The organism is Pseudoxanthomonas sp. z9 (genome assembly GCF_006542425.1).
Taxonomy (GTDB): domain Bacteria; phylum Pseudomonadota; class Gammaproteobacteria; order Xanthomonadales; family Xanthomonadaceae; genus Pseudoxanthomonas_A.
Genome location: NZ_VFID01000014.1, coordinates 1 through 21,708, shown reverse-complemented (window position 1 = coordinate 21,708; position 21,708 = coordinate 1). Strand labels below are relative to the sequence as shown.

Below are 21,708 nucleotides of genomic sequence, written 5' to 3'. Positions count from 1 at the left end.
CCTTCGGTCGCCGGATCGATATGGTGGGCCGTGAAGGATTCGAACCTTCGACCAAAAGATTAAAAGTCTTCTGCTCTACCGACTGAGCTAACGGCCCATGCACCCGGCATTGCGCCGGGGTGCGAATTCTACCCCAGCTTGGGGCTGGCTGAAAAATCCGGGGGTCAGGCGTAGCGGGTCGGGTCCGCCACGCCGGCGTCGGCAAAGCCCTGCGCGCGCAGGCGGCAGGCATCGCAATGACCGCAGGCGCGCCCCTGCTCGTCGGCCTGGTAGCACGAGACCGTCTCGGAGAAATCCACGCCCAGGCGCAGGCCCTCACGCACGATCGTGTCCTTGCCCATTTTCATCAGCGGCGCATGGATGCGCAGTCCCGCGCCCTCCACGCCGGCCTTGGTGGCCAGGTTGGCGAGTTTCTCGAAGGCCTCGATGAATTCCGGTCGGCAATCGGGATAGCCCGAATAATCGACCGCATTGACGCCGCAGAAGATATCCGCCGCGCCCAGCACCTCGGCCCAGCCCAGCGCCACCGACAGCATGATGGTGTTGCGTGCCGGCACGTAGGTGACCGGAATGCCGCCGCCGCCCGCCTCGGGCACGTCGATATCGTCGGTCAACGCGGAGCCGCCGATGCTGCGCAGGTCGACATGGACGGTCTTGTGCGCGACCGCGCCCAGCGAACGGGCAACCCGATCGGCGGCCTCCAGTTCCGAGGTGTGGCGCTGGCCATAGCGCACGCTCAGTGCATGCACGGCATAGCCTTGCTCGCGGGCGATGGCGACGACGACGGCGGAATCCATGCCACCTGAGAGGAGAACGACGGCTTTTTTCATGGGGAATCGGGAATCGGGAATCGGGAATCGGGAATCGGGAATCGGGAATCGGGAAAAGCATCCGGCTTTCGTCCCCTTTTGCAACGCTTCTCAACAGCAGCATGGCTGGTCAGAGCGGGCCATGGGGATTCACACGCGATGCGCCGTGCGGGCCGCGCGCCTCTATCCGGCGCTATCGCCCCGGCTCATCGTTCCAGAGCAGCTTGTGCAATTGCATCTGGAAACGTACTGGCAGCCGATCCTCGACGATCCAGTCGGCCAGCTGGCGCGGTTCCAGTTCGGACTTGGATGGCGAGAACAGCACGTCGCAGCGCTCGGCAAGCCGGTGTTCGGCCACCATGTCGCGCGCCCAGTCGTAGTCCGCACGTCCGCACAGGACGAACTTCACCTGATCGCGCGGGGTCAGCAGCGGCAGGTTCTCCAGCCTGTTGCGCGCCATCTCCCGGGATCCCGGTGTCTTCAGATCCACCACCCGCGACACCCGCGGGTCGACCTCGGCGATGTCGAGCGCACCGGACGTCTCCAGCGAAACGTCGTAGCCGGCGTCGCACAGTCGGCGCAGCAGGATCAGGCAGCGCTTCTGCGACAGCGGCTCGCCGCCGGTCACGCAGACGTGGCGGACGCCATGGCGAGCGACTTCGGCCAGGATCGCATCGATGTCCCACCACTGGCCGCCATAGAACGCGTATTCGGTGTCGCAGTACTGGCAGCGCAGCGGACAGCCGGTCAGCCGCACGAACACCGTGGGCCAGCCGGCGGTATTGGCCTCGCCCTGCAGGGACAGGAAGATTTCCGTCAGCTTCAGGCGTTCCTGGGCGACGGGCTCGGGGGTGGGGACAGCGTTCATGGCAGCACATTATCGCCCGTCGGCATCGCGGCCGCCGGGCGGTTCGGGTGAATGACGTTCGGAAATGGTTGGCCTGGCCCGGAAAACCTCCGGAAACCGCCCCCATCCGGGCCACGTGGGCCGTTGCGGGCCGATTCGGTCGGCTACGGAGAACCGCCGATCAGCGCAGTCGGCCGAGCTGGATGGCCTTCAGCCGGTCGTCGGCGGTACGGGCGACATCGCTGCCGGGATAGCGGCTGACCACGTCGGCCAGGGTGCGCTCGGCGGCGTCGACCTTGCCCAGCCCGTACTCGCACAGACCCAGCTTGAGCAGCGAGCCCGGGGCCTTGTCGTGGGTGGGATAGCGCTCCATCAGCGCGCGGAACTGCTCCGCGGCCAGCGCGTAATTCTGGGTGACGTAGTAGCTCTCGCCCAGCCAGTACAGCGCGTTGGGCGCGTAGACCCCGCTGGGATACGCCTGCAGGAAGGCCGTGAACAACTGGGCGGAGCCGACATAGTCGCCGGACTTCAGCTTGTCGAACGCCTGGTTGTAGGCCGTGCGCTCGTCCCCGGCCTGGGCCAGGGAACCGGGATCGCCATGCACGGAGGGCGCCGGTTCGACATTGGTGGCCACCGGCGGGGTCGAGGGCGGGAGACTGCCGCCACTGCTGGTCGCAGGTGGCACCACGGGTGGCGTGGCACCGCCTTCCATGCGGTTCAGCCGGCCATCCAGATCCAGGTATTGGTCACGATTGCGCTGCTGGAACTCCTGCAGATCGTGCTGGAGCTTCTCGATCTGCGCACGCAGTTCGCGGATTTCGCCTTCCTGTTGGCTCAGGCGGTTCAACAATTCCATGTTGGCCTGGGAATTGTTGGCCTTGGCCTCCAGCGCCGCGACGCGGTCCGCCAGGCTCTGGCGTTGCGCCCAGGCGGGAGCGGCGGCCACCAGGGCCGCCGCCGTAACCAGCAGGAAACGCTTGCCGATCGACATCGCGCTCATCGCTTACTTGGCGGTGTAGACGATCTCGACGCGACGGTTCTGCGCCCAGCACGACTCGTTGGACTCGGTGCAGATCGGACGCTCTTCACCGTAGCTCACCACGCTCAGCTGGCTGCCGGAGCCGCCGTTGGCCTGCAGCGCGGACGACACGGCGTTGCCGCGACGCTCGCCCAGACCCTGGTTGTAAGCGCGGCTGCCGCGCTCGTCGGCATGGCCTTCCAGGGTGATGCGCGAGGACGGACGGTCACGCAGGTACTTGGCGTGGCAGCCCATGATGGCCTGGAATTCCGGCTTCAACGAATCCTGGTCCAGATCGAAGTACACCACGCGCTGGCGCAGGCAGGCGTCGGTGTCCAGGTCGTTCGGGCCGTAGACGCCGGAAGTGGTGGGCTCGGTCGGGGTGGTCGGGACGGTGGTGGTGGTGTCGGTCGGCTGGGTTTCCTTCACAGCCTTCTTGCAACCGGCCAGCACGGCCACGGACATCAGGGACAGCATCAAAACGCGGGCAGTATTGTTCATCGTCATTCCTTCGGCTTCTCGCAGGGATGGGGGTAAAACCGTAGACGTTATCTTAACGCTTTGCGCGGTACGGCGACCATGCCGGCTCGCGCACATCGCCATCGGCCAGCACCAGCCGCTGGCGGACCCGGCCGTCGGCGGAGACCGCATACAGTACGCCTCTTCCACCTTCGCGGGCGGCATAGAGGACCATGCTGGCGTTGGGCGCGAAGCTGGGGGACTCGTCCAGCGAGCCCGGCGACAGGGTGGACCAGCGCGGCGAGCCCAGGCTGCGATCCATCAGGGCGATGCGGTAGGTATTGCCGCTGCCCTGCGCCACGGCGATCTTCTTGCCGTCGTAGGAAATCTTCGCCGAGGCGTTGTAGCTGCCTTCGAACGTTACCCGGCTCGCGGAACCGCCGCTGGCCGGCACCTGGTAGATCTGCGGACGGCCGCCGCGATCGGAGGTGAAGTAGATGCTGCCGCCGTCCGGGCTCCAGACCGGCTCGGTGTCGATGCTGGACTGGTTGGTCAGCTGGCGCAGCTGCCGGCTGGCGATGTCCATCACGTAGATTTCCGGATTGCCGCTGCGCGACAGGGTCAGCGCCAGGCGGTTGCCATCCGGCGAGAACGACGGCGAACCATTGATGCCGCGGAAGCCCGAGACCTTCTGGCGTGCGCCGGTGGTGATGTCCTGGATGAAGACGGCCGAGTTGCCGCCCTCGTAGCTCACATAGGCCAGCCGGCGGCCATCGGGAGCCCACGACGGCGACAGCAGCGGCTCGGAGGAGCGCACCACGGTCTGCGGGTTGAAACCGTCGGAGTCGGCGATCATCAGCGCATAGCGCGCGCCCTTGCCGGCGCCGCTGGCGGTGACGTAGGCGATGCGGGTCCAGAACGCGCCCGGGATGCCGAGGATCTTCTCGTAGATGGCGTCGGCCATCTGGTGGGCAACGTCGCGCATGGCGTTGGCGCGCGCGGTCATCGCCAATCCCAGCAGGCGCTCCTGCTTGGCCACGTCGAACAGTTCGTACTCGACCCGGTAGCCGCCGTCACCGGCGTCGACCACGCGGCCGACCACCAAGTAGTCCTGCTTGAGTGCGCGCCAGGTCGGGTACTGGACCTCGCCGCCGCGGGTCGGGCGTTCGACGATGCTGGCCTCCGGCAAGGTGCGGAAGGAGCCGGAACGCTCCAGGTCCGCGCGCACCACGCCGGCCACGTCGGTCTGCGGGGCGCCCGCCGAGCCTTGATACGGCATCGGCACGATGGTGATGGGCAGCGCCGAGGCATTGCCGCCGATGATGTCGATGTCCAGCCCACGCTCCTGGGCGGCAGCGGCGAACGACAGCAGCAGGAGGGTCAGGGCGGAAAGCCAGCGCGGCAGTTTTTTCATGGCAGGTCGGGGGTTCTCGGTCTGTCTGAACGGAAAGGGATACCAGCTTGCGCGTGAACGTTTTCGCAATCGTGAACGGCGCCTGTTCAGGAACGCGATTCTCTCAGCGATCCTGCGCTTCGAACGTGAAATTCAGGGTGCGCTGGAAAACATTCTCGAATCCACGGTACGGCAGGGGCTGGGCGCGCAGCACCGCGGCCTCCACCGAGCGCCGGCCGGCCTCGTCATAGGGGCAGCTCGGGTCGACCTTGGCGTCGATGACCTCGCCGCCGGGCAACTGGCGGATGGTGATGCGGCACCGCTGGCCGACCGGCACGCTGTCCGGGCGGATCCACTGGTTGAGCACCGCCCGCTGGATGGCGGCGGCGTACTGCGCGGTCAGGTCGGTGCTGGTACCGCCCTGCCCCGGCTGGCCGCCGCTGCGGCTGGCGGCGGGGGTGGCCGCGCTGGCCGTGGTGCTGGCGCGCTGGGCCTGCACGTTCTGCAACTGGCGCAGCTTCTGCTCGGCCATCTGCGCCTCGCGGGCGGCCTGCTCGCGGCGGCGGCGCAGGTCGGCCAGCTTCTTGTCGCGCTCGGCCTCTTCCTGCTGCTTGGCCAGCCGCTGCTTGCGCTCGGCCTCCTGCTGGCGCTCGCGCTCGGTCAGGTCGATCTGTTCCTGGCGACGCTTTTCTTCCTGCTCCTTCAGCGCCTTTTCCTGGGAAATGGCCAGGCGACTGGCGGCGTCCTGGTCCTCGGTGTCCGGGACGGGGATGCGTTCCTGCGCCTGCTGCTGCGGCGCCACCGGCGAGTCCTGGGGGCGCGGCTCGGGCAGCGGCTGAGGCGGCGGCACCGTCTCTTCCTCGGCGGTTTCCTCGATCGGGGTCGGCATCGGCTCCGGCTTGGGCGCGTTTTCCATCGCCTGCTGGGCCGAGCGGATATCGGCGCTGGAGATCTCCAGCGAAGCCTCGATCACCGGCGAACCGGCGGCCGCGTCGAAGTCGTGCGAGGGCGACCACAGGTAGGCGGCCAGGAACAGCAGCGCGATCAGCGCATGCACGCCGATCGCGAGTGCGACCGGAACGGCGAGATCGTCTTCTTCGGGACGATGCCGGGGGGGGAGCGCGTCAGCGTGCATTGCCACCGGGCTGGCTCATCAGGCCGACCTTCTTCACCCCGGCCTGCTGCAGCATCACCATCGTGTCCATGACCTTCTGGTAATCAGAATGGCCCGGCGCGGCGACGAACACCGGCGCATCGGGATTCTGGCTGACGAAGGCCTTGAGCTTGGCGGCCAGGGTCGGACCATCCAGCCGTTCCGGCTTGCCGCTTTCCAGGGTCAGCGTATAGGCGCCGTCGGCATTGACGCTGACGATGATCGGATCCTTCTTGCTCTCGACCGATCGGGCGTTGGACTTCGGCAGGTCCACGTCCACGCTGAGGGTCAGCAGCGGCGCGGTCACCATGAAGATGATCAGCAGCACCAGCATCACGTCGATGTACGGCACGACGTTGATTTCGGACTTGAGCTTGCGGCGCTTGCGCACGCGGGAGATGGCGGCGGTCATGGCGGACTCCGCTTATTCGTCGCCCGAGGACTGGCGCTGCAGGATCGAGCTGAACTCCTCGGCGAAGGTTTCATAACGCACCGAGATCCGCTCGACCCGGGTAGTGAATCGGTTGTAGGCCCACACCGCCGGAATCGCCACGAACAGGCCGATGGCGGTGGCGAACAGCGCTTCGGAAATGCCCGGCGCGACCGAGGCGATGCCGGCCTGTTCGCCGCTGTTGAGCATGTCGTGCATGGTGACCATGATGCCGAACACGGTGCCGACCAGGCCCACGTATGGCGCGGTGGAACCGATGTTGGCCAGCAGTTCCAGGTTGCGTTCCAGCTGATCGACCTCGCGCGCGTAGGTCGCGCGCATGGCGCGCTGGGCGCCTTCCAGCTGCGCGCGCGGATCCAGCTTGCGCTTGTCGCGCAGGCGGGCGAATTCGCGGAACCCGGCCTCGAAGATGGCTTCCAGCCCGCTGACCACCCGGTTGCGGTCGGCCGCGCTGGCGTACAGCTTGCTCAGTTCGGCGCCGGACCAGAACCGGCTCTCGAAGTCGTCGGCGTCGCGGTTGGCGGCCTTGAACACCCGCGCCTTGCGGAAAATGATGACCCAGCTGATCAGGGAGCCCAGCAGCAGCAGCACGACGATCAGCTTGACCGGCAGACTGGCCTTGAGCATCAGCTCCAGGTAGTTGATGCCGCTGTGGGCGGTGGCGGCGGTCGCCTGGACGGCGGCGGCGGCAGTGTCCTCGGGCAGGGCTTCGACCACGGCGGCCAGGAGCGGTGCGATCATCCGGTATTCCTCGATGTTTCGGATTGGTCAGTTCGGCGTTTCGAACAACTTGAATTCTTCATACAACGCGTCGGGCAGCGGTTTGGGTCTGAATCCCGCGGCGGAAAGCGCCGCGACCTTCACCTCCGCCGTCAGCAGGACTTCCCCGCCGCGCAAGACGCGCTGGGCGAAGACGACGCTGGCGCGCTTGCACTGGCGTAATGCGAGTTCCACGTGCAGCAGATCGTCCAGGCGCGCCGGTTTCAGGAAATCCAGCGTCATGGCGCGGACCGCGAAGACCAGGTCATGGTCCCCGCGCAGCCATTCCTGGCTGTGGCCGCGCGCGCGCAGCCATTCCGTCCGCGCGCGTTCCAGGAACGCCACGTACTGCGCGTGGTAGACCACCCCGCCAGCGTCGGTATCTTCCCAATAGACGCGTGTCGGCCAACTGAATAGCCGGGAAACGGGGTCATTGGTCTGCGATTGGGCGCTCAAAGGCAGGCTTCTCCGGAAACAGGGAACGGGAACCGGGCCATCCGGCTCAGAACAGGTCTTCACTGCCGGCGGCGCCCGGCTCCTGTTCCCGCCGCGGTTTCAGGCCCAGATGCCGGTAAGCCTTGGAGGTGGCCATGCGCCCACGCGCGGTGCGGATCAGGTAACCCTGCTGGATCAGGTAGGGCTCGATCACGTCTTCCAGCGTGCCGCGCTCCTCGGACAGGGCCGCCGCCAGCGATTCCACGCCCACCGGGCCGCCGTCGAAGCTGTCGATGATGGTCCGCAGCATGCGCCGATCCAGTTCGTCGAAACCTTCCGGATCCACCTTGAGCATCTGCATCGCCGCATCGGCGACCGCGCGATCGATGTGCCCGGCGGCACGCACCTGTGCGTAATCGCGGACCCGCCGCAGCAGCCGGTTGGCGATGCGCGGGGTACCACGCGAGCGGCGCGCAATCTCGGCCGCGCCCTCGGGCTCGCAGGGGATGTCCAGGATCCGCGCCGAACGGCGCACGATGCTGGTCAGCTCCTCGGCGCTGTAGAACTCCAGCCGCTGGACGATGCCGAAGCGGTCGCGCAGCGGCGCGGTCAGCAGGCCGGCGCGGGTGGTCGCGCCGACCAAGGTGAACGGCGGCAGGTCCAGCTTGATCGAGCGGGCCGCGGGACCTTCGCCGATCATGATGTCGATCTGGAAGTCCTCCATGGCCGGGTACAGCACTTCCTCGACCACCGGCGAGAGGCGATGGATTTCGTCGACGAACAGCACGTCATGCGGCTGCAGGTTGGTCAGCAGCGCGGCCAGATCGCCGGCCTTCTCGATGACCGGGCCGGACGTGACCCGCATGTTGACGCCCAGTTCGTTGGCGATGACGTGGCTCAGGGTGGTCTTGCCCAGCCCGGGCGGGCCGAAGATCAGCACGTGATCCAGCGCCTCGCCCCGTCCCTTCGCCGCCTGGATGTAGATGTCCAGCTGCTCGCGCACCGGTTTCTGGCCGAGATATTCGTCCAGCCGCTTGGGCCGGATGCTGGCCTCGATGGCTTCGTCTTCGCGGGTGGCGCCGGAGGCGATGATGCGGTCTTCGGTCATGCCGCCATTATGGGGCAAACCGCCGTGGAAAAAGGGCCGGCGCCGCCCGCGCGGGCCCGGCCCTTCCGGTCATGCGCTCCGCGACGCCGCGCTCAGATCTCGACCTGCGCGCCCAGCTCGACCAGCCGGTTGCCCGGAATGCGGAAGAAGCCGGTCGCCGGCGCCGCGTTGCGGTGCATGACCGCGAACAGTTTGTCGCGCCAGACCGGCATGCCGCGGTGGGCGGTGGCGACGATGCTCTCGCGGCTGGCGAAATAGGTCGTCTCCATCGGATCGAAGTAGATGCCGCCACGGTCGCAGGAACGCATCAGCGCCTGCGGCACGTCCGGGGTCTCCATGAAGCCGAACTTGACGATGACCCGGTAGAACTCGTCGCCGATGGAATCGATCTTCAGGCGCTTTTCCATCGGCGCGAACGGCACCGGCAGGGTTTCCACGGTCAGGAACACGTTGCGCTCGTGCAGCACCTTGTTGTGCTTGAGGTTGTGCAGCAGCGCGTGCGGGACCATGCCGGTCTGCGCGGTCAGGAACACCGCCGTGCCCGGTACCCGTACCGGCGGGGCCAGCATCAGGCCGGGCAGGAAGGTATCCAGCTGGATGCCTTCCTTGCGGATCTCGGCGCTGAGCAGCTCGCGGCCGCGGCGCCAGGTGCGCAGCAGGGTGAACACGAGGATGCCCAGCACCACCGGGAACCAGGCCCCCTGGAAGAACTTGGCGCCGTTGGCGAACACGAAACCGACGTCGACCACGAAGAACACCACGCACAGCGCGATGACCACGCCGCTGCCCTTCGGCCACAGCGCCCGCGCCACCAGCGCCAGCAGCAGGGTGTCGATCAACATGGTCGCCGACACCGAGATGCCGTAGGCCGCGGCCAGTCGGGTCGAATCCTGGAACATCAGCACCACGGTCAGCACCGCCACCATCAGGATCCAGTTGATGCCCGGGATGTAGATCTGGCCGATGGTGTCGTGCGAGGTATGCTTGATCTGCATGCGCGGGATGTAGCCCAGCTGCATGGCCTGGCGCGCCACCGAGAACGCGCCGGTGATGACCGCCTGCGAGGCGATCACCGCCGCCAGGGTCGCCAGCACGATCATCGGGTACAGCGCCCAGCGCGGCACCGCTTCGTAGAACGGGTTCACCACCGCGGCCGGATGATCCAGCACGAACGCGCCCTGCCCCAGATAGTTCAGGAACAGGCACGGCAGCACCAGGATGTACCAGGCATAGCGGATAGGCTTGATGCCGAAATGGCCCATGTCCGCGTACAACGCTTCGCCACCGGTGACCGCCAGCACCACCACGCCGAGGATGAGGACCGACTGCCAGCCGTGGTCGACGAAGAAACGGGCGCCCCACAGCGGGTTGAGCGCCTTGAGCACCTCCGGCGCGTCGATGATGTTGCCGATGCCGATCGCGGCCAGCGACAGGAACCAGATCACCATGATCGGTCCGAACACCCGGCCCACCTTCTGCGTGCCGAACCGCTGGACCAGGAACACCGCCAGCAGGATCACGATGGTGATCGGCACGATGAAGCGATCCAGCGCCGGCGCGGCGACCTCCAGGCCCTCGACCGCGCCCAGCACGGAGATCGCAGGAGTAATCACGCCGTCGCCGAAGAACAGCGAGGCGCCGAAGATGCCGAGGATGCCGACCACGTAGGCGGTGCGCGATCCCTTCTTGAGGGTACGCTGGGTCAGCGCCATCAGCGCCATGATGCCGCCCTCGCCCTCGTTGTCGGCGCGCATGATGATGGAGACGTACTTCACCGTCACCACGATCATCATCGCCCAGAACACCAGCGACAGGATGCCCAGCACCGTGTCGTGGTTGGCCTGCAGGTGGAAGTGTTCGGAGAACGCTTCCTTCAGCGTGTACAGCGGGCTGGTGCCGATGTCGCCGAACACCACGCCGGCCGCGGCGATGACCAGGCCGGGCATGCCCTGCGGCGTGCCGTGCGAATGGCCGTGGCCGTGGCCGCCTGGGGACGAAGCGGCCGAAGGAGAGGAAGCGGATGCGGACATGGCGGGGTAAAGGCTAGCGCGCGGTAGGTGAGGAAAGGCTCTAAACAGTTCAGCGCAGGGCCGACTGCAGCGCCTTGCGGATGATGGTCGCCGCATCGTCGCCGCTGCCGGTGGCGTCGCGGGCCATGCGGGCGGCCTCGGCCGGCTTGTAGCCCAACTGCTGAAGGGCGATGGTGGCTTCGGATTGCGGATCCACCGGCAGGCTGGCGCTGGTCCCGCCACCGCCGCCACCGAGATCCGCGGCGCGATCACGCAGTTCCACCACCATGCGCTCGGCGGTCTTCTTGCCGATGCCGGGAATGCGGGTCAACGCGGTCACGTCGCTGGACTGGACCAGCCGCGCGAACTCGTCGACGCTGACACCCGACAGCACCGCCAGCGCGATCTTGGCGCCGATGCCGCTGACCTTCTGCACGTCGCGGAACAGGCGCCGCTCGCCCTCGCGCAGGAAGCCGTACAGCGACACGCTGTCTTCCTTCTGCGCGTAGTGGGTGAACAGGGTGACCTCGCGACCGACGTCGGGCAGATCGTAGAAGGTGCTCATCGGCGCCTCCAGCTCATACCCCACCCCGCCCACGTCGATGATCAGCCACGGGGGCTGCTTGTGCGAAAGAATGCCGCGCAGTCGTCCGATCATGCTGCCCTCCGGGCACGGGAATAGGGAATCGGGAATGGAGAATCGGAAGAGCGCCGCAACGGCCTCCATCCATTCCCCATTCCCCATTCTCGATTCCCGCACAGAGTCACTTGCGGCTCCATGCCTGGCGGGCATTGACGCCCAGGCGGTTGGCGGTGGCGCGCACGTGCGCGTGGGTGATGGCCACGGCCAGCGCGTCGGCGGCGTCGGCCTGCAGCTTGCCATGCAGGCCCAGCATGATGCCGACCATGTGCTGGATCTGGTGCTTCTCGGCGCTGCCCTTGCCGACCACGGCCAGCTTCACTTCCTTGGCCGCGTATTCGTGCACCGGCAGATCGCGCAGCACCACCGCGCAGATCGCCGCGCCGCGCGCCTGGCCCAGTTTCAGCGCCGAATCCGGATTGCGCGCCATGAACACCTTCTCGATCGCCACCTCGTCCGGCCGCCAGGTCTCGATGATCTCGGCCAGGCCGGTCAGCAGGCACTTGAGTCGCTGCGGGAAATCCTCCGCGCCCAGCAATACCAGCGGCGCATGATGCACATGCGTCGTCCGCCCCGCGCCATCCACGTCGATGATGCCGACGCCCGTGCGCTGCGAACCCGGATCGATGCCTAGGATGCGGGTCATTCTGGGCGGGAATGGGGAATGGGGAATCGGGAATCGAAAGAGCGAAAGCGGATCCCCGCAATGGAATCTTGCTCGGTTGGGCTCGGGAAGAGGACTGGCTGACGATTCTCCATTCCCGATTCCCGATTCCCGTCGCTGTTACGCATACGCATCCGCGCCGAGTTCGGCGTTGGAATAGACGTTCTGCACGTCGTCCAGATCTTCGAGCATGTCCAGCAGTTTCACCACCTGCTTGGCGGTGTCGCCCTGCACGGCGATGTCGTTGTCGGCTCGGAAGGTCACCTCGGCCTGATCGGGCGACAGGCCGGCGGCATCCATGGCGTCCTTCACGGCCTGGAAGGCGTCGGGCGCGGTGATGACGTCGATGGAGCCGTCGTCGGCATACACCACCACGTCGTCCGCGCCGGCTTCGATGGCGGCCTCGGTGATCTTTTCCTCGTCCGCCCCGGGCGCATAGCTCAGAACACCCAGTCGCTTGAACATGAACGCCACCGAGCCTTCGGTCCCCATGTTGCCGCCGCACTTGCTGAAGGCGTGGCGGACGTCGGCCACGGTACGCACGCGGTTGTCGGTCAGGCAGTCGACGATCACCGCCACCCCGCCCGGCGCGTAGCCCTCGTAGCGCACCTCCTCGTAGACCACGCCTTCCAGCTCGCCGGTGGCTTTCTTGATGGCGCGCTCGATCACGTCCTTGGACATGTTGGCCACCAGGCCCTTGTCCACCGCCACCCGCAGGCGCGGATTGTTGCTGGGATCGCCCCCGCCCGCCCTCGCGGCCACGCCGATTTCACGGATGATCTTGGTGAAGATCTTGCCGCGCTTGGCGTCGCTGGCGTTCTTGCGGGCTTCGATCGAGGGTCCTCTACCCATGGGTGTTCCGGAACAAGGCTGCTGACGGGGCCGCGATTCTACTCCATCGCGTCGGCGTGGCCGTTATCGGCTCGTGTTCCGGCCGCCGCTCCGGGCAGTGTTCCGGCTCCGGTTCCACGCGTTTCCGGATGGGCGAAACGTCCGCGGCGCAGGAAATTCGCGGCCTGGCGCGCGGCATCGGCGGAGAACACTAGGCCGGTGTGGCTGGCGGCGACGATGCAGTGGTCGGCCAGGCCCGCCAGGCGGGTTTCCTCCACCGACACGGTGCCGTCGGATTCCCCTTCGAACCGGGCCAGCAGGCGGCCGAAACCACGCGCGACGTTGCCGGCCACCACGCCCACCTGCGCCGGGCCCTGCCAGGCCGCGCAGCCGGACAGCAGCAACGGTCCACTGCGGCCGAGCGCATGCACGCTCCAGGGATGGCTGGCGAGATTCCGCGCGGTCAGGCTGCCGCGCAGCGGCGAGCCCAGGCAGACCACCCGCGGCACCGGCAGATCCGGCGCCTGGCGCAGGGTTTCCAGGGCGATCACGCCGCCCAGGCTGTGGCCAACCAGGCCAATGGGGCCGCCAGTGGACCGCAAATGGTCGATCAGGCGCGGAATCGCGGCTTCGGGACCACCGAACACGCTGTCATAGCCGAACACCTCGGCATCGAATCCTTCCGCGCGCAGCCGCCACGCCAGCGGCGCCACCCACGAGCGCGCATTCCAGATGCCGTGAAGGATGAGGATGCGGGGGAGATCGAGCGCGGGTCTGGACATGCCCGCAGTCTCCCCGATTCGTGCTTCGGCCGCCAACCGGGCGCGTGGATGGATGGTCGGCGCGCGGGAAAGCCGGCGGGCGGATCAGGGCCGCGTGGGCGCTGGCCGCCGCAGGATGAATTCGTGGTCGCGCACGCGGCCGACCGGAAACTCGTAGTCGCCCACTTTCGCGAAACCGTAGCGGGCATAGAAGCGCTGGGCGCCGAAGTTCTGCGACCACACCCCGATCCACAGGGTGCGCGGGCCGTCGCGTTCCAGCCAGGCCAGCGCGGTGTCACACAGGCGCGCGCCCCAGCCGCCGTTCTGGTGTGTCTTCAGCACGTACAGTCGCTTGAGTTCGCCGTCACCGGCCGCGACGTCCGGATGCGGCAGGCCGCACGGGCCGGCCGCGGCGTGGCCGACCGCCACGCCGTCGGCTTCCAGCAACCACACCGCGTAGTCGGGATGGGCCAGGATGATCCGTTGCTTGTCCACCGCATAGGCGTCCGCGAGGAACGCCTGCAGGTCCTCCGGCGGATACAGGTGGCCGAAGGTCTCGACGAAGGTGCGCGCCGCCAGCGCCGACAGGGCTCCGGCGTCATCCGGGGTGGCGCGGCGGATCTCCACGATCACTCTTCCTCGTCGTCCTCGTCCGACTCGTCTTCCTCTTCGGCGTCCTCGTCGTCCTCGCCTTCTTCCTCTTCCTCGTATTCGTAATCGTCCTCACCGAAGTCCTCGCCATCCCAGCGACCCTCGCCGTCCGGCACGAAGGTCAGCGCCATCGCCGCCGGCGAGGTGCCGATGCGCACCACCCAGCCGCCAAACACGCGGGCGCGTTCGGTCACCAGACCCGGCTCGGTGCCCTCGTTGCCCAGCCTTTCCCACTGCAATGCGAATGCAAACTCGGTCATGCCAATACTCCGGAAGAAAGAAAATCCCCTGGCGGGGAATCAGGCGGCGATGGCCGCCACACGAATGAAAGAACGATTCGCGGAACCCGGCCCCGCGAACGCGGGGCCAGGCCACGGTTACTGCGCCTTAGGCGCGACCGGCCGCACCTGGATGTGCAGTTCCGCCAGTTGCTCGTCGGGAATCGGCGACGGCGCGCCGGTCATCAGGCACTGCGCGGTGGTGGTCTTGGGGAACGGGATCACGTCGCGGATCGATTCGGTGCCCGCCATCAGCGCGGCGATGCGGTCGATGCCGAAGGCGATGCCGCCGTGCGGCGGCGCACCGAATTTCAGCGCGTCCAGCAGGAAGCCGAACTTGGCCTCCGCCTCCTCCACGCCGATGCCCAGCAGCTCGAACACCGCGCTCTGCATGTCGGGGCGATGGATGCGGATCGAACCGCCGCCGATCTCGTTGCCGTTGAGCACCATGTCGTAGCCACGCGACACCGCGGTCTTCGCGTTCGCGCGCAGGTCGGCGATGTCGTCGACCGCCGGCGCGGTGAAGGGATGGTGCAGGGCCACGTAGCGCTGCGCTTCCTCGTCCCACTCGAACATCGGGAAATCGGTGACCCACAGCGGACGCCAGCCGTCGGCGACGCGACCGAATTCCTTGCCGGCCTTCAGGCGCAGCGCGCCCATGAAGTCGGAGACCTTGTTGTAGCCACCGGCGCCGAAGAACACGATGTCACCGTTGCCGGCGCCGACATGCGCGACCAACGCCGCGAACGCTTCCTCGCCGAAGAATTTCTGGATCGGCGAGCTGACTTCGCCGTTGTCGGCGATCTTGATGTAGGCCAGGCCCTTGGCGCCGTATTTGGCGGCATGCGCGGCATACTCGTCGATCTGCTTGCGCGACAGGCTGGCGCCGCCCGGGACGCGCAGCGCGGCGACGCGGCCGTCCGGATCCGCGGCGGCGGCCGAGAACACGGCAAATTCGCTGTCCTTGACCAGTTCGGCGACATCGACCAGTTCCAGGTCGATGCGCAGGTCGGGCTTGTCCGAACCGTAGCGGCGCATCGCTTCGGCCCAGGTCATGCGCGGGAAGGGCTCGGCCAGATCGACGGACATCACTTCCTTGAAGATGTCGCGGATCATGCCTTCCACGGTGTCCTGCACGTCGCGCTCGCGCACGAAGGCGAACTCCATGTCCAGCTGGGTGAATTCCAGCTGGCGATCGGCACGCAACGCCTCGTCGCGGAAGCAGCGCGCGATCTGGTAATAGCGATCGAAGCCGGCGACCATCAGGATCTGCTTGAACAGCTGCGGCGACTGCGGCAGCGCGTAGAACTCGCCCGGATGCAGGCGCGCCGGCACCAGGAAGTCGCGCGCGCCTTCCGGCGTGGCCTTGGTCAGGATCGGCGTCTCGATGTCCTGGAAGCCGCGGACGTCCAGCCAGCGGCGCAGCGCCTGCACCAGGCGGATGCGGGTGCGCTGCATGCGCTGCATCTCCGGACGGCGCAGGTCCAGGTAGCGATACTTCAGGCGGATGTCCTCGCCGGCGTTCTCGTGCGCGTGGAACGGCAGCGGCTGCGCCTTGTTGAGCACGCTGATGCGGGTGGCGACGATTTCCACCTTGCCGGTGGCAATCTTCTCGTTGACGCTGTGGCGCGCGCGCACCACGCCTTCGACCTGCAACACGTCCTCGTAGCCCAGGTCCGCGGCCACCGCGAACACGTCCGCGGCATTCCGATCGCCAGCCGCCGGCTCCACCGTCACCTGCACGATGCCTTCGTGGTCGCGCAGGTCGATGAAGCACACGCCGCCGAGGTTGCGGGCAACGTCGGTCCAGCCGCACAGGGTGACGGTCTGGCCGATCATGGCCTCGTTGATGAGGCCGCAGTAATGGGTACGCATGGGGGCTCCGCGAGTTGCATCCGGCGAGGGCCGGAAAGCCGCATAGTCTAACCCGGCCCGGGTCGCCCGCCCCCCGCCGCGCGGGCCTGGCCTACCCGGCCCGCAACGGGATTAAGCTTGCCGCTCCCGACGGGAGACCACCATGAACAAGGCTGTGATGAAGTCGCTGTGCGCACTCTTCCTGGCCTTGCTGGCCAGCCATGCCCCGGCCCAGGTCCAGACCCGGGCCTACGCGCCGGAAAACCTGCGGACCCTGACCGTGGCGGAGCAGACCCGGGTGATCAGCCTGGAGTACAGCGAACAGTCGCGCGGGCGCCGCATTCCCGACGACCAGTTGCGCTTCTACCTCGACCAGGTGCGCCTGTCCGGCTGGCCTTTCAGCCGGATCAAGCAGGACATCGCCACCTCGCTGGGGAGCGGCAACGGCGGCTGGAATCCCGGCCCGGCGCCCGGCCGCACCGTCCGCTGCGAAAGCGTCGACCAGCGTGAGCGCAGTTGCCAGACCGGCTTCGCCAACCGCGTCCGGCTGTCCCGCCAACTGTCCAGCGGGGCCTGCGTCGAGGGCCAGTCATGGCAGCAGCAGCCCGGGGTGATCCGGGTCCGCAACGGCTGCCGGGGCGAGTTCGTGGAAACCTCGCAGGGCTGGGGCAACGGCGGCGGCAACAGCGGCTACACCGTGACCTGCGCCAGCGAGGATGCGCGCTACCGCACCTGCGCCTGGGACGACCGCCGCGGCCGCCCGGTGGTGGTGCAGAACCTGTCCAAGGCCCAATGCCGGGAAGGGAACAACTGGGGCCACCAGCGCAATCTCATCTGGGTCAACCACGGCTGCCGCGCCCGTTTCGGCGTGGCCGGTGGCGGCTGGGGTGGCGGCAATCCGGGCTACAGCGTCCAGTGCGCCAGCCGTCCGGGCGATCCGCGGCTCAACCGCTGCCGTTGGGACGCCCGCCAGGGCCGGCCGCGCGTGCAGCAGGAATTCTCGCAGGGCATCTGCGTGGAGACCCGCGGCTGGGGGTATGACGCCAACCGCCAGGAAATCTGGGTCCGCGGCGGCTGCAACGCGCGCTTCAGCGCGCGCTAGCCCCGCGGTTCCGAACCGGGGACGGGCCGCACGGGCCGTCCCCGCGCAGGCTCAACCCGCGGACGGCGTCGAGGCCGGCTTGGATTCGGTCTTGGCCGGTGCCGCCGTGTCGCCGGAGGACGAAGCGGCGGAGGTGCTGCCGCCTTCGGCCAGGTTGCGCTTCTTGTCGCCGTCCTTCTTGAAATCGGTCTCATACCAGCCGCCGCCAGCCAGGCGGAAGGCGGGCGCGGTCAGCTGGCGCTTGACCGCCGGCCGGCCACAGGACGGGCAGGCCTCGGGATCCGGGTCGGACAGTTTCTGCAGTCGGTCGAAGGCGTGGCCGCATTCGGCGCACTCGAAGGCATAAATCGGCATGGCGGAAACGCAATGATGAGGAAACGCAGGCCCCTATTCTGGGGCCTGGCGGCCTGGATTCAACGGTGGCCTGCCCGCCGCGGCATCATCCGATGAACCGCGCCGCGGCCACCCCGACCTGCCGCAGCACGCCATCACGCGCGTCCGCATCGACCTTTGCCCCCTGCAGATAGGCGGTCAGCAGCCACGGCGCGCGGCCCCGGTCCGGCCACACGATGGCGATGTCGTTAGTGGTGTCCTCGCCGTTGCTGCCGGTCTTGTCACCGACCTTCCAGCCGGCCGGCAGGCCGGCGCGCAGGCGGCGGTCGCCGGTGCGGTTGTCGATCAGCCAGTCCGCCAGCCGGCGGCGGGATTCCGCCCCGAGCACCTCGCCCAGCACCAGCCGGCGCAGGCTGCCGGCCATCGCCGCCGGCGAGGTCGTGTCGCGCGGGTCGTCCGGGCTGAACCGGTTGACCTCCGGCTCGTCGCGGTCGTTGCGGGTGACGGCATCACCGCTGGCGCGCAGGAACGCGGTAACCCCGGCGGGACCTCCCACCAGTGGCAACAGCAGGTTGGCCGCCGGGTTGTCGCTCCAGATCATCGTCGCCTGGCAGAGTTCGCCCACGCTGAGCTGGCCGCCCACGTGTTTTTCCGTCACCGGCGCATGCGGGATCAGGTCCTCGCGGCGGATCGGCACGCGCCGGTCCAGCGCCAGTTCGCCGCGCTCGACCCGCCGCAGCACCGCTGCGGCCAGCGGGAACTTGAAGGTGCTGCACATCGGGAAGCGCTCATCCACGCGCCGTCCCCACTGCCGCCCGCTGGCGGTATCGAACAGGCAGACCCCGAGCCGTCCACCACTGCCGCGCTCCAGTCCGTCCAGCGCGTCCTCGAAGCCGGCCTCCGGTGAACCGGTGGTGTCCTCCCCCGCCAGCACGCGAACGACGGGCAGCGAAACCAGCGCGGCGGCGGACATCTGCAGGAACTGGCGGCGGGCGAGCATGCGGGGTTCTCCATGTGAGGAAAGCTGATTGTTCCCGCGTTGACCGGACGCCACCAGCGAGGTTATTCAATGCCATCCATTAGCCAGGCTCATGACAGGTCATGCTCAGGCCCCAACTGCCGCTCAACGCCCTGCGCGCCTTCGAGGCCGCCGCGCGCCACCAGAACCTGACCCGCGCCGCCGACGAACTGTGCGTCAGCCAGGCCGCGCTGAGCCACCAGATCAAGGCGCTGGAGGAACGTCTGGGGACCGTGCTGTTCCAGCGCCTGCCGCGTGGCGTGGCGCTCACCGACGAAGGCGCGGCCCTGCTGCCGGTGCTCAGCGAGGCCTTCGATCGCATCGGCCTGAGCCTGGATCGGCTGGCCGGCGGCGAAGCGCGCGAAGTGCTGAACCTGGGCGTGGTCGGCACCTTCGCCACCGGCTGGCTGCTGCCGCGCCTGCCCGCGTTCGCCGCCGCGTATCCCGACATCGAGCTGCGCATCTCCACCCACAACAACCGCGTCGATCTGCCCGGCGAGGGACTGGACGCGGCGATCCGTTTCGGCGACGGCGACTGGCCTGGCGAGGTCTGCACGCCGCTGTGGTCCACGCCGTTCGCGCCGGTCTGCGCACCCGCGCTGGCGCAGGCGCTGCGGCAGCCGCGCGATCTCGCCCACGCGACGCTGCTGCGCTCGTTCCGCGCCGACGAATGGCCGCGCTGGCTCGCCGCCGCCGGACTCACCGGCCTGCAGGCGCGCGGACCGCAGTTCGATTCATCGCTGACCCTGGCCAGCGCGGCGACGCGCGGCGCCGGGGTGGCGCTGCTGCCGCTGGCGATGTTCGAACAGGAACTGGCTGCCGGCCGCCTGCTGCAACCGTTCGCGCAGACGCTGGAACTCGGACGCTACTGGCTTACCCGACTGCGCTCGCGCCCGGAATCCGCCGCCGCCGCGCGACTGCGCCAGTGGCTGGAAACCGAGGGCGGCGAGCGCTAGGCCGGACGCGTTCCGGTATCCGGTGCCGGCACGGTGTCCACGGCGACCACCGCACCGGCCGGCGGCTCGGGCGACGACACGGGAGCGTCGCCGACCGTGCCTGCCGCGTCCGCTTCGGGCGCGGCCATCGGATCCACGTCGAACGGCGTGCGGAACACCAGCGACGGCAGCAGCGTGGTCAGCGCCGCGTACAGCAGCAGCGCGCCGAACAACGCATCGGGAATATGGAAGCGCTCGCGCAGGATGCCCGCCAGCACCAGGGTGAAAATCAGCGTAGGCGCCAGCGCCAGCGACACCCGCAGGCTGCTGCGCATGTCCTCGCCGAACATCAGCCGGCGCTGTATCCAGATCACGCCGATGCGCAACGGCAGCACCGCCAGCGTCAGCAGCAGGCCCAGCCCCAGCGCTTCCCAGCTGAGCGCACCCGCCGGCACCTTGGTGCCGGCGTTGAAAAAGTAGAACGGCACGAAGAACGTCGCGAACAGGCGCACCGCGTGCAGGTTCTCGTCGGAAGCCAGGCGCGGCATCTTCTGCCGCAGCAGGCGCGCGATCAGGCCGGCGACGAACGCCCCGACCAGGTAGTACACGCCCAGCTTGTAAGTGGTGAAGGCGGCGATCAGTCCCACCATCACCAGCAACGAGAATTCCGAGCCCGGCGCATGCGGCGCCACCCAGCGCCCCAGCGCGATGAACAGCAGCGGCAGTCCGACCAGCAGCGCGATGAGGATGCCGGAGGAGATCGCCATCTTCATCGGCTGATCCGCCTGCAGCACCAGGAACAGCGCCGCCAGCGCCAGCAGTTCGCCGGCGATGGCCTTGTTGGTGACCCAGAAGCGCTCCTGCTCGTCCAGTCCCAGCCGCCCCAGGGTGTCGATGATGAAACCGGTTGACGGCGTCAACAGCGCCAGCGCCAGCAGGCCGGCCGCCTGCCAGGACAGGCCGGCATAGCGCCAGGCCAGCCAACCGACGCCGCACAGGGTCGCGCTGCGGATCAGCAGGTGCGTGAGCAACGGCCAGAAACCGCGGCGCAGTGCCTGCAGTTCGACTTCCAGGCCGGCAAACAGGAACAGCGAGGAAATGCCCAGCGTCGCCAGCAGCGCGATCACCCCGTCATGCGAGCGCTCGCCCAGCCACAGCATCGCCGCGATGCCCAGCACCAGGCAGGTCAGCGGCGCCGGCAGCTTGAAGCGCTGCAACGCGCGCGGCACCACCAGCAGGCCGAAAATCAAGGCCAGATAGATCAGTTCCTGGTTCATGCGTCCTCCGGCGTCCGGCCTCTCGGCTCAACCCGCTTCGTACAGCGCCGACCAGGCCTGCTCGGCCTGTTCCAGTTCCTGCTGCAGGCGCGTGCGCTGCTGGCCCAGTTCCGCCGCGCGCGCGGCATCGGCATAGCTGCGCGGATCCGCCATTTCGGCATCCACCGCCGCCAGTTGCTCCTCCAAGCCGGTCATGCGCGCCTCGGCTTCCGCCAGCTTGTGCGGATTCGGCGGCTTGCGCGCCGGCGCCGGCTTCGGCGGCGGCGTGGGCGCGGCCTCGGCCATGCGGGTCTTGGTGCCCTGCGCGGCGGGACGCGTGCGCAGCCAGGCCGCGTACTCGTCCAGATCGCCGGCGAACGGCTCCACCTTGCCATCGGCCACCCGCCAGAAGGTGTCGCAGACCAGGCCAATCAGATGGCGATCGTGCGAGACCATGACGATGGCACCGTCGAAATCGCTGAGCGCCTCGGCCAGCGCCTCGCGCATTTCCAGATCCAGGTGGTTGGTCGGTTCGTCGAGCAGCAGCACGTTCGGCTGCTGCCAGGCAATCAGCGCCAACGCCAGGCGCGCGCGCTCGCCGCCGGAGAATCCGTCCACCGACTCGAACGCGCGATCGCCGGGGAAATTCCACTTGCCGAGGAAATCGCGGAACGACTGGGTCGACGCATCCGGCGAGAGCTCGCGGAAGTGATCAATCGGCGACAGGCCTTCATGCAGCGACTCCACCGTGTGCTGGGCGAAGTAGCCGATGCGCAGATCCGGATGCGCGCTGCGCTCGCCGTCGACCAGCGGCAGTTCGCCGACCAGCGTCTTGACGAGGGTCGACTTGCCGGCGCCGTTGGGACCCAGCAGGCCGATGCGATCGCCGGCCTCCAGCCCGAAGCCAACTTCGTGCAGGATGATCGTCGCTCCCTCCCCCGCCC

The 21,708-nt window shown here is 68.1% G+C and carries 24 protein-coding genes and 1 tRNA gene; 2 read left to right on the top strand and 23 right to left on the bottom strand.

Features of this window, described 5'->3' with window-relative positions:
• Window positions 1-21: 21 nt before the first annotated feature.
• The 19 genes from FG323_RS16160 to aspS all read right to left on the bottom strand — a co-directional run bounded on the left by FG323_RS16160 (window position 22) and on the right by aspS (window position 16,141).
• A tRNA-Lys gene (locus FG323_RS16160) sits at window positions 22-97 on the bottom strand.
• A gap of 67 nt (window positions 98-164) precedes the next feature.
• Window positions 165-830, bottom strand: coding sequence for a 7-cyano-7-deazaguanine synthase QueC (gene queC / locus FG323_RS16155; protein WP_141455752.1), 666 nt, complete (start codon window positions 828-830; stop codon window positions 165-167).
• 172 nt (window positions 831-1,002) lie between these two features.
• Entirely contained in the window at window positions 1,003-1,677 is a 675-nt protein-coding gene (gene queE, locus FG323_RS16150) for a 7-carboxy-7-deazaguanine synthase QueE (protein ID WP_141455751.1), read from the bottom strand.
• Window positions 1,678-1,837: 160 nt separating this feature from the next.
• Entirely contained in the window at window positions 1,838-2,647 is an 810-nt protein-coding gene (ybgF, locus tag FG323_RS16145) for a tol-pal system protein YbgF (RefSeq protein ID WP_141456016.1), read from the bottom strand.
• Between the two features lie 12 nt (window positions 2,648-2,659).
• Window positions 2,660-3,175, bottom strand: a complete 516-nt coding sequence (gene pal / locus FG323_RS16140; RefSeq protein ID WP_141455750.1) for a peptidoglycan-associated lipoprotein Pal — start codon at window positions 3,173-3,175, stop codon at window positions 2,660-2,662.
• Window positions 3,176-3,227: 52 nt separating this feature from the next.
• Window positions 3,228-4,547: a Tol-Pal system beta propeller repeat protein TolB gene (gene tolB / locus FG323_RS16135; protein ID WP_141455749.1), complete on the bottom strand. Its 1,320-nt coding sequence runs from the start codon at window positions 4,545-4,547 to the stop codon at window positions 3,228-3,230.
• A gap of 103 nt (window positions 4,548-4,650) precedes the next feature.
• Window positions 4,651-5,661: a cell envelope integrity protein TolA gene (gene tolA / locus FG323_RS16130; protein ID WP_141456015.1), complete on the bottom strand. Its 1,011-nt coding sequence runs from the start codon at window positions 5,659-5,661 to the stop codon at window positions 4,651-4,653.
• Window positions 5,651-6,091, bottom strand: coding sequence for a protein TolR (gene tolR / locus FG323_RS16125; RefSeq protein ID WP_141455748.1), 441 nt, complete (start codon window positions 6,089-6,091; stop codon window positions 5,651-5,653). The genes tolA and tolR overlap by 11 nt, the downstream gene beginning before the upstream one ends.
• Before the next feature lie 12 nt (window positions 6,092-6,103).
• Entirely contained in the window at window positions 6,104-6,871 is a 768-nt protein-coding gene (gene tolQ, locus FG323_RS16120) for a protein TolQ (RefSeq protein WP_141455747.1), read from the bottom strand.
• Window positions 6,872-6,898: 27 nt separating this feature from the next.
• Window positions 6,899-7,345: a tol-pal system-associated acyl-CoA thioesterase gene (ybgC, locus tag FG323_RS16115; protein ID WP_141455746.1), complete on the bottom strand. Its 447-nt coding sequence runs from the start codon at window positions 7,343-7,345 to the stop codon at window positions 6,899-6,901.
• 46 nt (window positions 7,346-7,391) lie between these two features.
• A complete protein-coding gene (gene ruvB / locus FG323_RS16110; RefSeq protein ID WP_141455745.1) occupies window positions 7,392-8,432 on the bottom strand; it encodes a Holliday junction branch migration DNA helicase RuvB in 1,041 nt (346 codons plus the stop codon).
• Window positions 8,433-8,524: 92 nt separating this feature from the next.
• Window positions 8,525-10,378: a potassium transporter Kup gene (locus tag FG323_RS16105; RefSeq protein ID WP_249890200.1), complete on the bottom strand. Its 1,854-nt coding sequence runs from the start codon at window positions 10,376-10,378 to the stop codon at window positions 8,525-8,527.
• A 133-nt stretch (window positions 10,379-10,511) separates the two neighbouring features.
• Window positions 10,512-11,099: a Holliday junction branch migration protein RuvA gene (gene ruvA / locus FG323_RS16100; protein WP_141455743.1), complete on the bottom strand. Its 588-nt coding sequence runs from the start codon at window positions 11,097-11,099 to the stop codon at window positions 10,512-10,514.
• 106 nt (window positions 11,100-11,205) lie between these two features.
• Window positions 11,206-11,727 carry a crossover junction endodeoxyribonuclease RuvC gene (gene ruvC / locus FG323_RS16095; RefSeq protein ID WP_141455742.1) on the bottom strand — a complete coding sequence of 174 codons (522 nt, stop codon included), beginning with the start codon at window positions 11,725-11,727 and terminating at the stop codon, window positions 11,206-11,208.
• A 138-nt stretch (window positions 11,728-11,865) separates the two neighbouring features.
• Window positions 11,866-12,597 carry a YebC/PmpR family DNA-binding transcriptional regulator gene (locus FG323_RS16090; RefSeq protein WP_141455741.1) on the bottom strand — a complete coding sequence of 244 codons (732 nt, stop codon included), beginning with the start codon at window positions 12,595-12,597 and terminating at the stop codon, window positions 11,866-11,868.
• A 38-nt stretch (window positions 12,598-12,635) separates the two neighbouring features.
• On the bottom strand, window positions 12,636-13,358 hold the full coding sequence (locus FG323_RS16085; protein WP_255470215.1) for an alpha/beta hydrolase: 723 nt from the start codon (window positions 13,356-13,358) through the stop codon (window positions 12,636-12,638).
• A gap of 84 nt (window positions 13,359-13,442) precedes the next feature.
• On the bottom strand, window positions 13,443-13,967 hold the full coding sequence (locus FG323_RS16080; RefSeq protein ID WP_141456014.1) for a GNAT family N-acetyltransferase: 525 nt from the start codon (window positions 13,965-13,967) through the stop codon (window positions 13,443-13,445).
• Entirely contained in the window at window positions 13,967-14,248 is a 282-nt protein-coding gene (locus FG323_RS16075) for a DNA primase (protein WP_141455740.1), read from the bottom strand. Before FG323_RS16075 ends, FG323_RS16080 begins: the two co-directional genes overlap by 1 nt.
• A gap of 117 nt (window positions 14,249-14,365) precedes the next feature.
• Window positions 14,366-16,141, bottom strand: coding sequence for an aspartate--tRNA ligase (aspS, locus tag FG323_RS16070; protein ID WP_141455739.1), 1,776 nt, complete (start codon window positions 16,139-16,141; stop codon window positions 14,366-14,368).
• 142 nt (window positions 16,142-16,283) lie between these two features.
• Between aspS and FG323_RS16065 the strand changes: the two genes are divergently transcribed.
• A complete protein-coding gene (locus FG323_RS16065) occupies window positions 16,284-17,222 on the top strand; it encodes a DUF3011 domain-containing protein (RefSeq protein ID WP_141455738.1) in 939 nt (312 codons plus the stop codon).
• Between the two features lie 51 nt (window positions 17,223-17,273).
• On the opposite strand, the gene FG323_RS16060 is transcribed toward FG323_RS16065, so the two are convergent.
• Both FG323_RS16060 and bla read right to left on the bottom strand, forming a co-directional pair.
• Window positions 17,274-17,576 (bottom strand): zinc ribbon domain-containing protein, encoded by a 303-nt coding sequence (locus FG323_RS16060; RefSeq protein WP_141455737.1) that lies wholly within the window; start codon window positions 17,574-17,576, stop codon window positions 17,274-17,276.
• A gap of 85 nt (window positions 17,577-17,661) precedes the next feature.
• Window positions 17,662-18,555 (bottom strand): class A beta-lactamase, encoded by an 894-nt coding sequence (bla, locus tag FG323_RS16055; protein WP_141455736.1) that lies wholly within the window; start codon window positions 18,553-18,555, stop codon window positions 17,662-17,664.
• A gap of 101 nt (window positions 18,556-18,656) precedes the next feature.
• On the opposite strand from bla, the gene FG323_RS16050 reads away from it, so the two are divergent.
• Complete coding sequence (locus tag FG323_RS16050) at window positions 18,657-19,529, top strand: LysR family transcriptional regulator (RefSeq protein ID WP_141455735.1); 873 nt, start codon at window positions 18,657-18,659, stop codon at window positions 19,527-19,529.
• On the opposite strand, the gene FG323_RS16045 is transcribed toward FG323_RS16050, so the two are convergent.
• Together FG323_RS16045 and FG323_RS16040 are read right to left on the bottom strand one after the other, a co-directional pair.
• Window positions 19,526-20,785, bottom strand: a complete 1,260-nt coding sequence (locus FG323_RS16045; protein WP_141455734.1) for a cation:proton antiporter — start codon at window positions 20,783-20,785, stop codon at window positions 19,526-19,528. The genes FG323_RS16050 and FG323_RS16045 overlap by 4 nt on opposite strands.
• A gap of 27 nt (window positions 20,786-20,812) precedes the next feature.
• Window positions 20,813-21,708: ATP-binding cassette domain-containing protein (locus FG323_RS16040; protein ID WP_141455733.1), on the bottom strand; the 896-nt coding region annotated here is incomplete at its 5' end.

What these genes read in the sequence shown, in the direction of transcription:
- FG323_RS16090 (WP_141455741.1), bottom strand. Translation starts at nt 12,597, where the DNA reads ATGGGTAGAGGACCCTCGATCGAAGCCCGCAAGAACGCCAGCGACGCC.
- FG323_RS16065 (WP_141455738.1), top strand. Translation starts at nt 16,284, where the DNA reads ATGAACAAGGCTGTGATGAAGTCGCTGTGCGCACTCTTCCTGGCCTTG.
- FG323_RS16045 (WP_141455734.1), bottom strand. Translation starts at nt 20,785, where the DNA reads ATGAACCAGGAACTGATCTATCTGGCCTTGATTTTCGGCCTGCTGGTG.
- tolA (WP_141456015.1), bottom strand. Translation starts at nt 5,661, where the DNA reads ATGCACGCTGACGCGCTCCCCCCCCGGCATCGTCCCGAAGAAGACGAT.
- ruvB (WP_141455745.1), bottom strand. Translation starts at nt 8,432, where the DNA reads ATGACCGAAGACCGCATCATCGCCTCCGGCGCCACCCGCGAAGACGAA.
- ruvC (WP_141455742.1), bottom strand. Translation starts at nt 11,727, where the DNA reads ATGACCCGCATCCTAGGCATCGATCCGGGTTCGCAGCGCACGGGCGTC.
- FG323_RS16105 (WP_249890200.1), bottom strand. Translation starts at nt 10,378, where the DNA reads ATGCCCGGCCTGGTCATCGCCGCGGCCGGCGTGGTGTTCGGCGACATC.
- pal (WP_141455750.1), bottom strand. Translation starts at nt 3,175, where the DNA reads ATGAACAATACTGCCCGCGTTTTGATGCTGTCCCTGATGTCCGTGGCC.
- bla (WP_141455736.1), bottom strand. Translation starts at nt 18,555, where the DNA reads ATGCTCGCCCGCCGCCAGTTCCTGCAGATGTCCGCCGCCGCGCTGGTT.
- FG323_RS16085 (WP_255470215.1), bottom strand. Translation starts at nt 13,358, where the DNA reads ATGTCCAGACCCGCGCTCGATCTCCCCCGCATCCTCATCCTTCACGGC.
- queC (WP_141455752.1), bottom strand. Translation starts at nt 830, where the DNA reads ATGAAAAAAGCCGTCGTTCTCCTCTCAGGTGGCATGGATTCCGCCGTC.
- aspS (WP_141455739.1), bottom strand. Translation starts at nt 16,141, where the DNA reads ATGCGTACCCATTACTGCGGCCTCATCAACGAGGCCATGATCGGCCAG.
- tolQ (WP_141455747.1), bottom strand. Translation starts at nt 6,871, where the DNA reads ATGATCGCACCGCTCCTGGCCGCCGTGGTCGAAGCCCTGCCCGAGGAC.
- ybgF (WP_141456016.1), bottom strand. Translation starts at nt 2,647, where the DNA reads ATGTCGATCGGCAAGCGTTTCCTGCTGGTTACGGCGGCGGCCCTGGTG.
- FG323_RS16050 (WP_141455735.1), top strand. Translation starts at nt 18,657, where the DNA reads ATGCTCAGGCCCCAACTGCCGCTCAACGCCCTGCGCGCCTTCGAGGCC.
- queE (WP_141455751.1), bottom strand. Translation starts at nt 1,677, where the DNA reads ATGAACGCTGTCCCCACCCCCGAGCCCGTCGCCCAGGAACGCCTGAAG.
- FG323_RS16060 (WP_141455737.1), bottom strand. Translation starts at nt 17,576, where the DNA reads ATGCCGATTTATGCCTTCGAGTGCGCCGAATGCGGCCACGCCTTCGAC.
- tolB (WP_141455749.1), bottom strand. Translation starts at nt 4,547, where the DNA reads ATGAAAAAACTGCCGCGCTGGCTTTCCGCCCTGACCCTCCTGCTGCTG.
- ruvA (WP_141455743.1), bottom strand. Translation starts at nt 11,099, where the DNA reads ATGATCGGACGACTGCGCGGCATTCTTTCGCACAAGCAGCCCCCGTGG.
- tolR (WP_141455748.1), bottom strand. Translation starts at nt 6,091, where the DNA reads ATGACCGCCGCCATCTCCCGCGTGCGCAAGCGCCGCAAGCTCAAGTCC.
- FG323_RS16075 (WP_141455740.1), bottom strand. Translation starts at nt 14,248, where the DNA reads ATGACCGAGTTTGCATTCGCATTGCAGTGGGAAAGGCTGGGCAACGAG.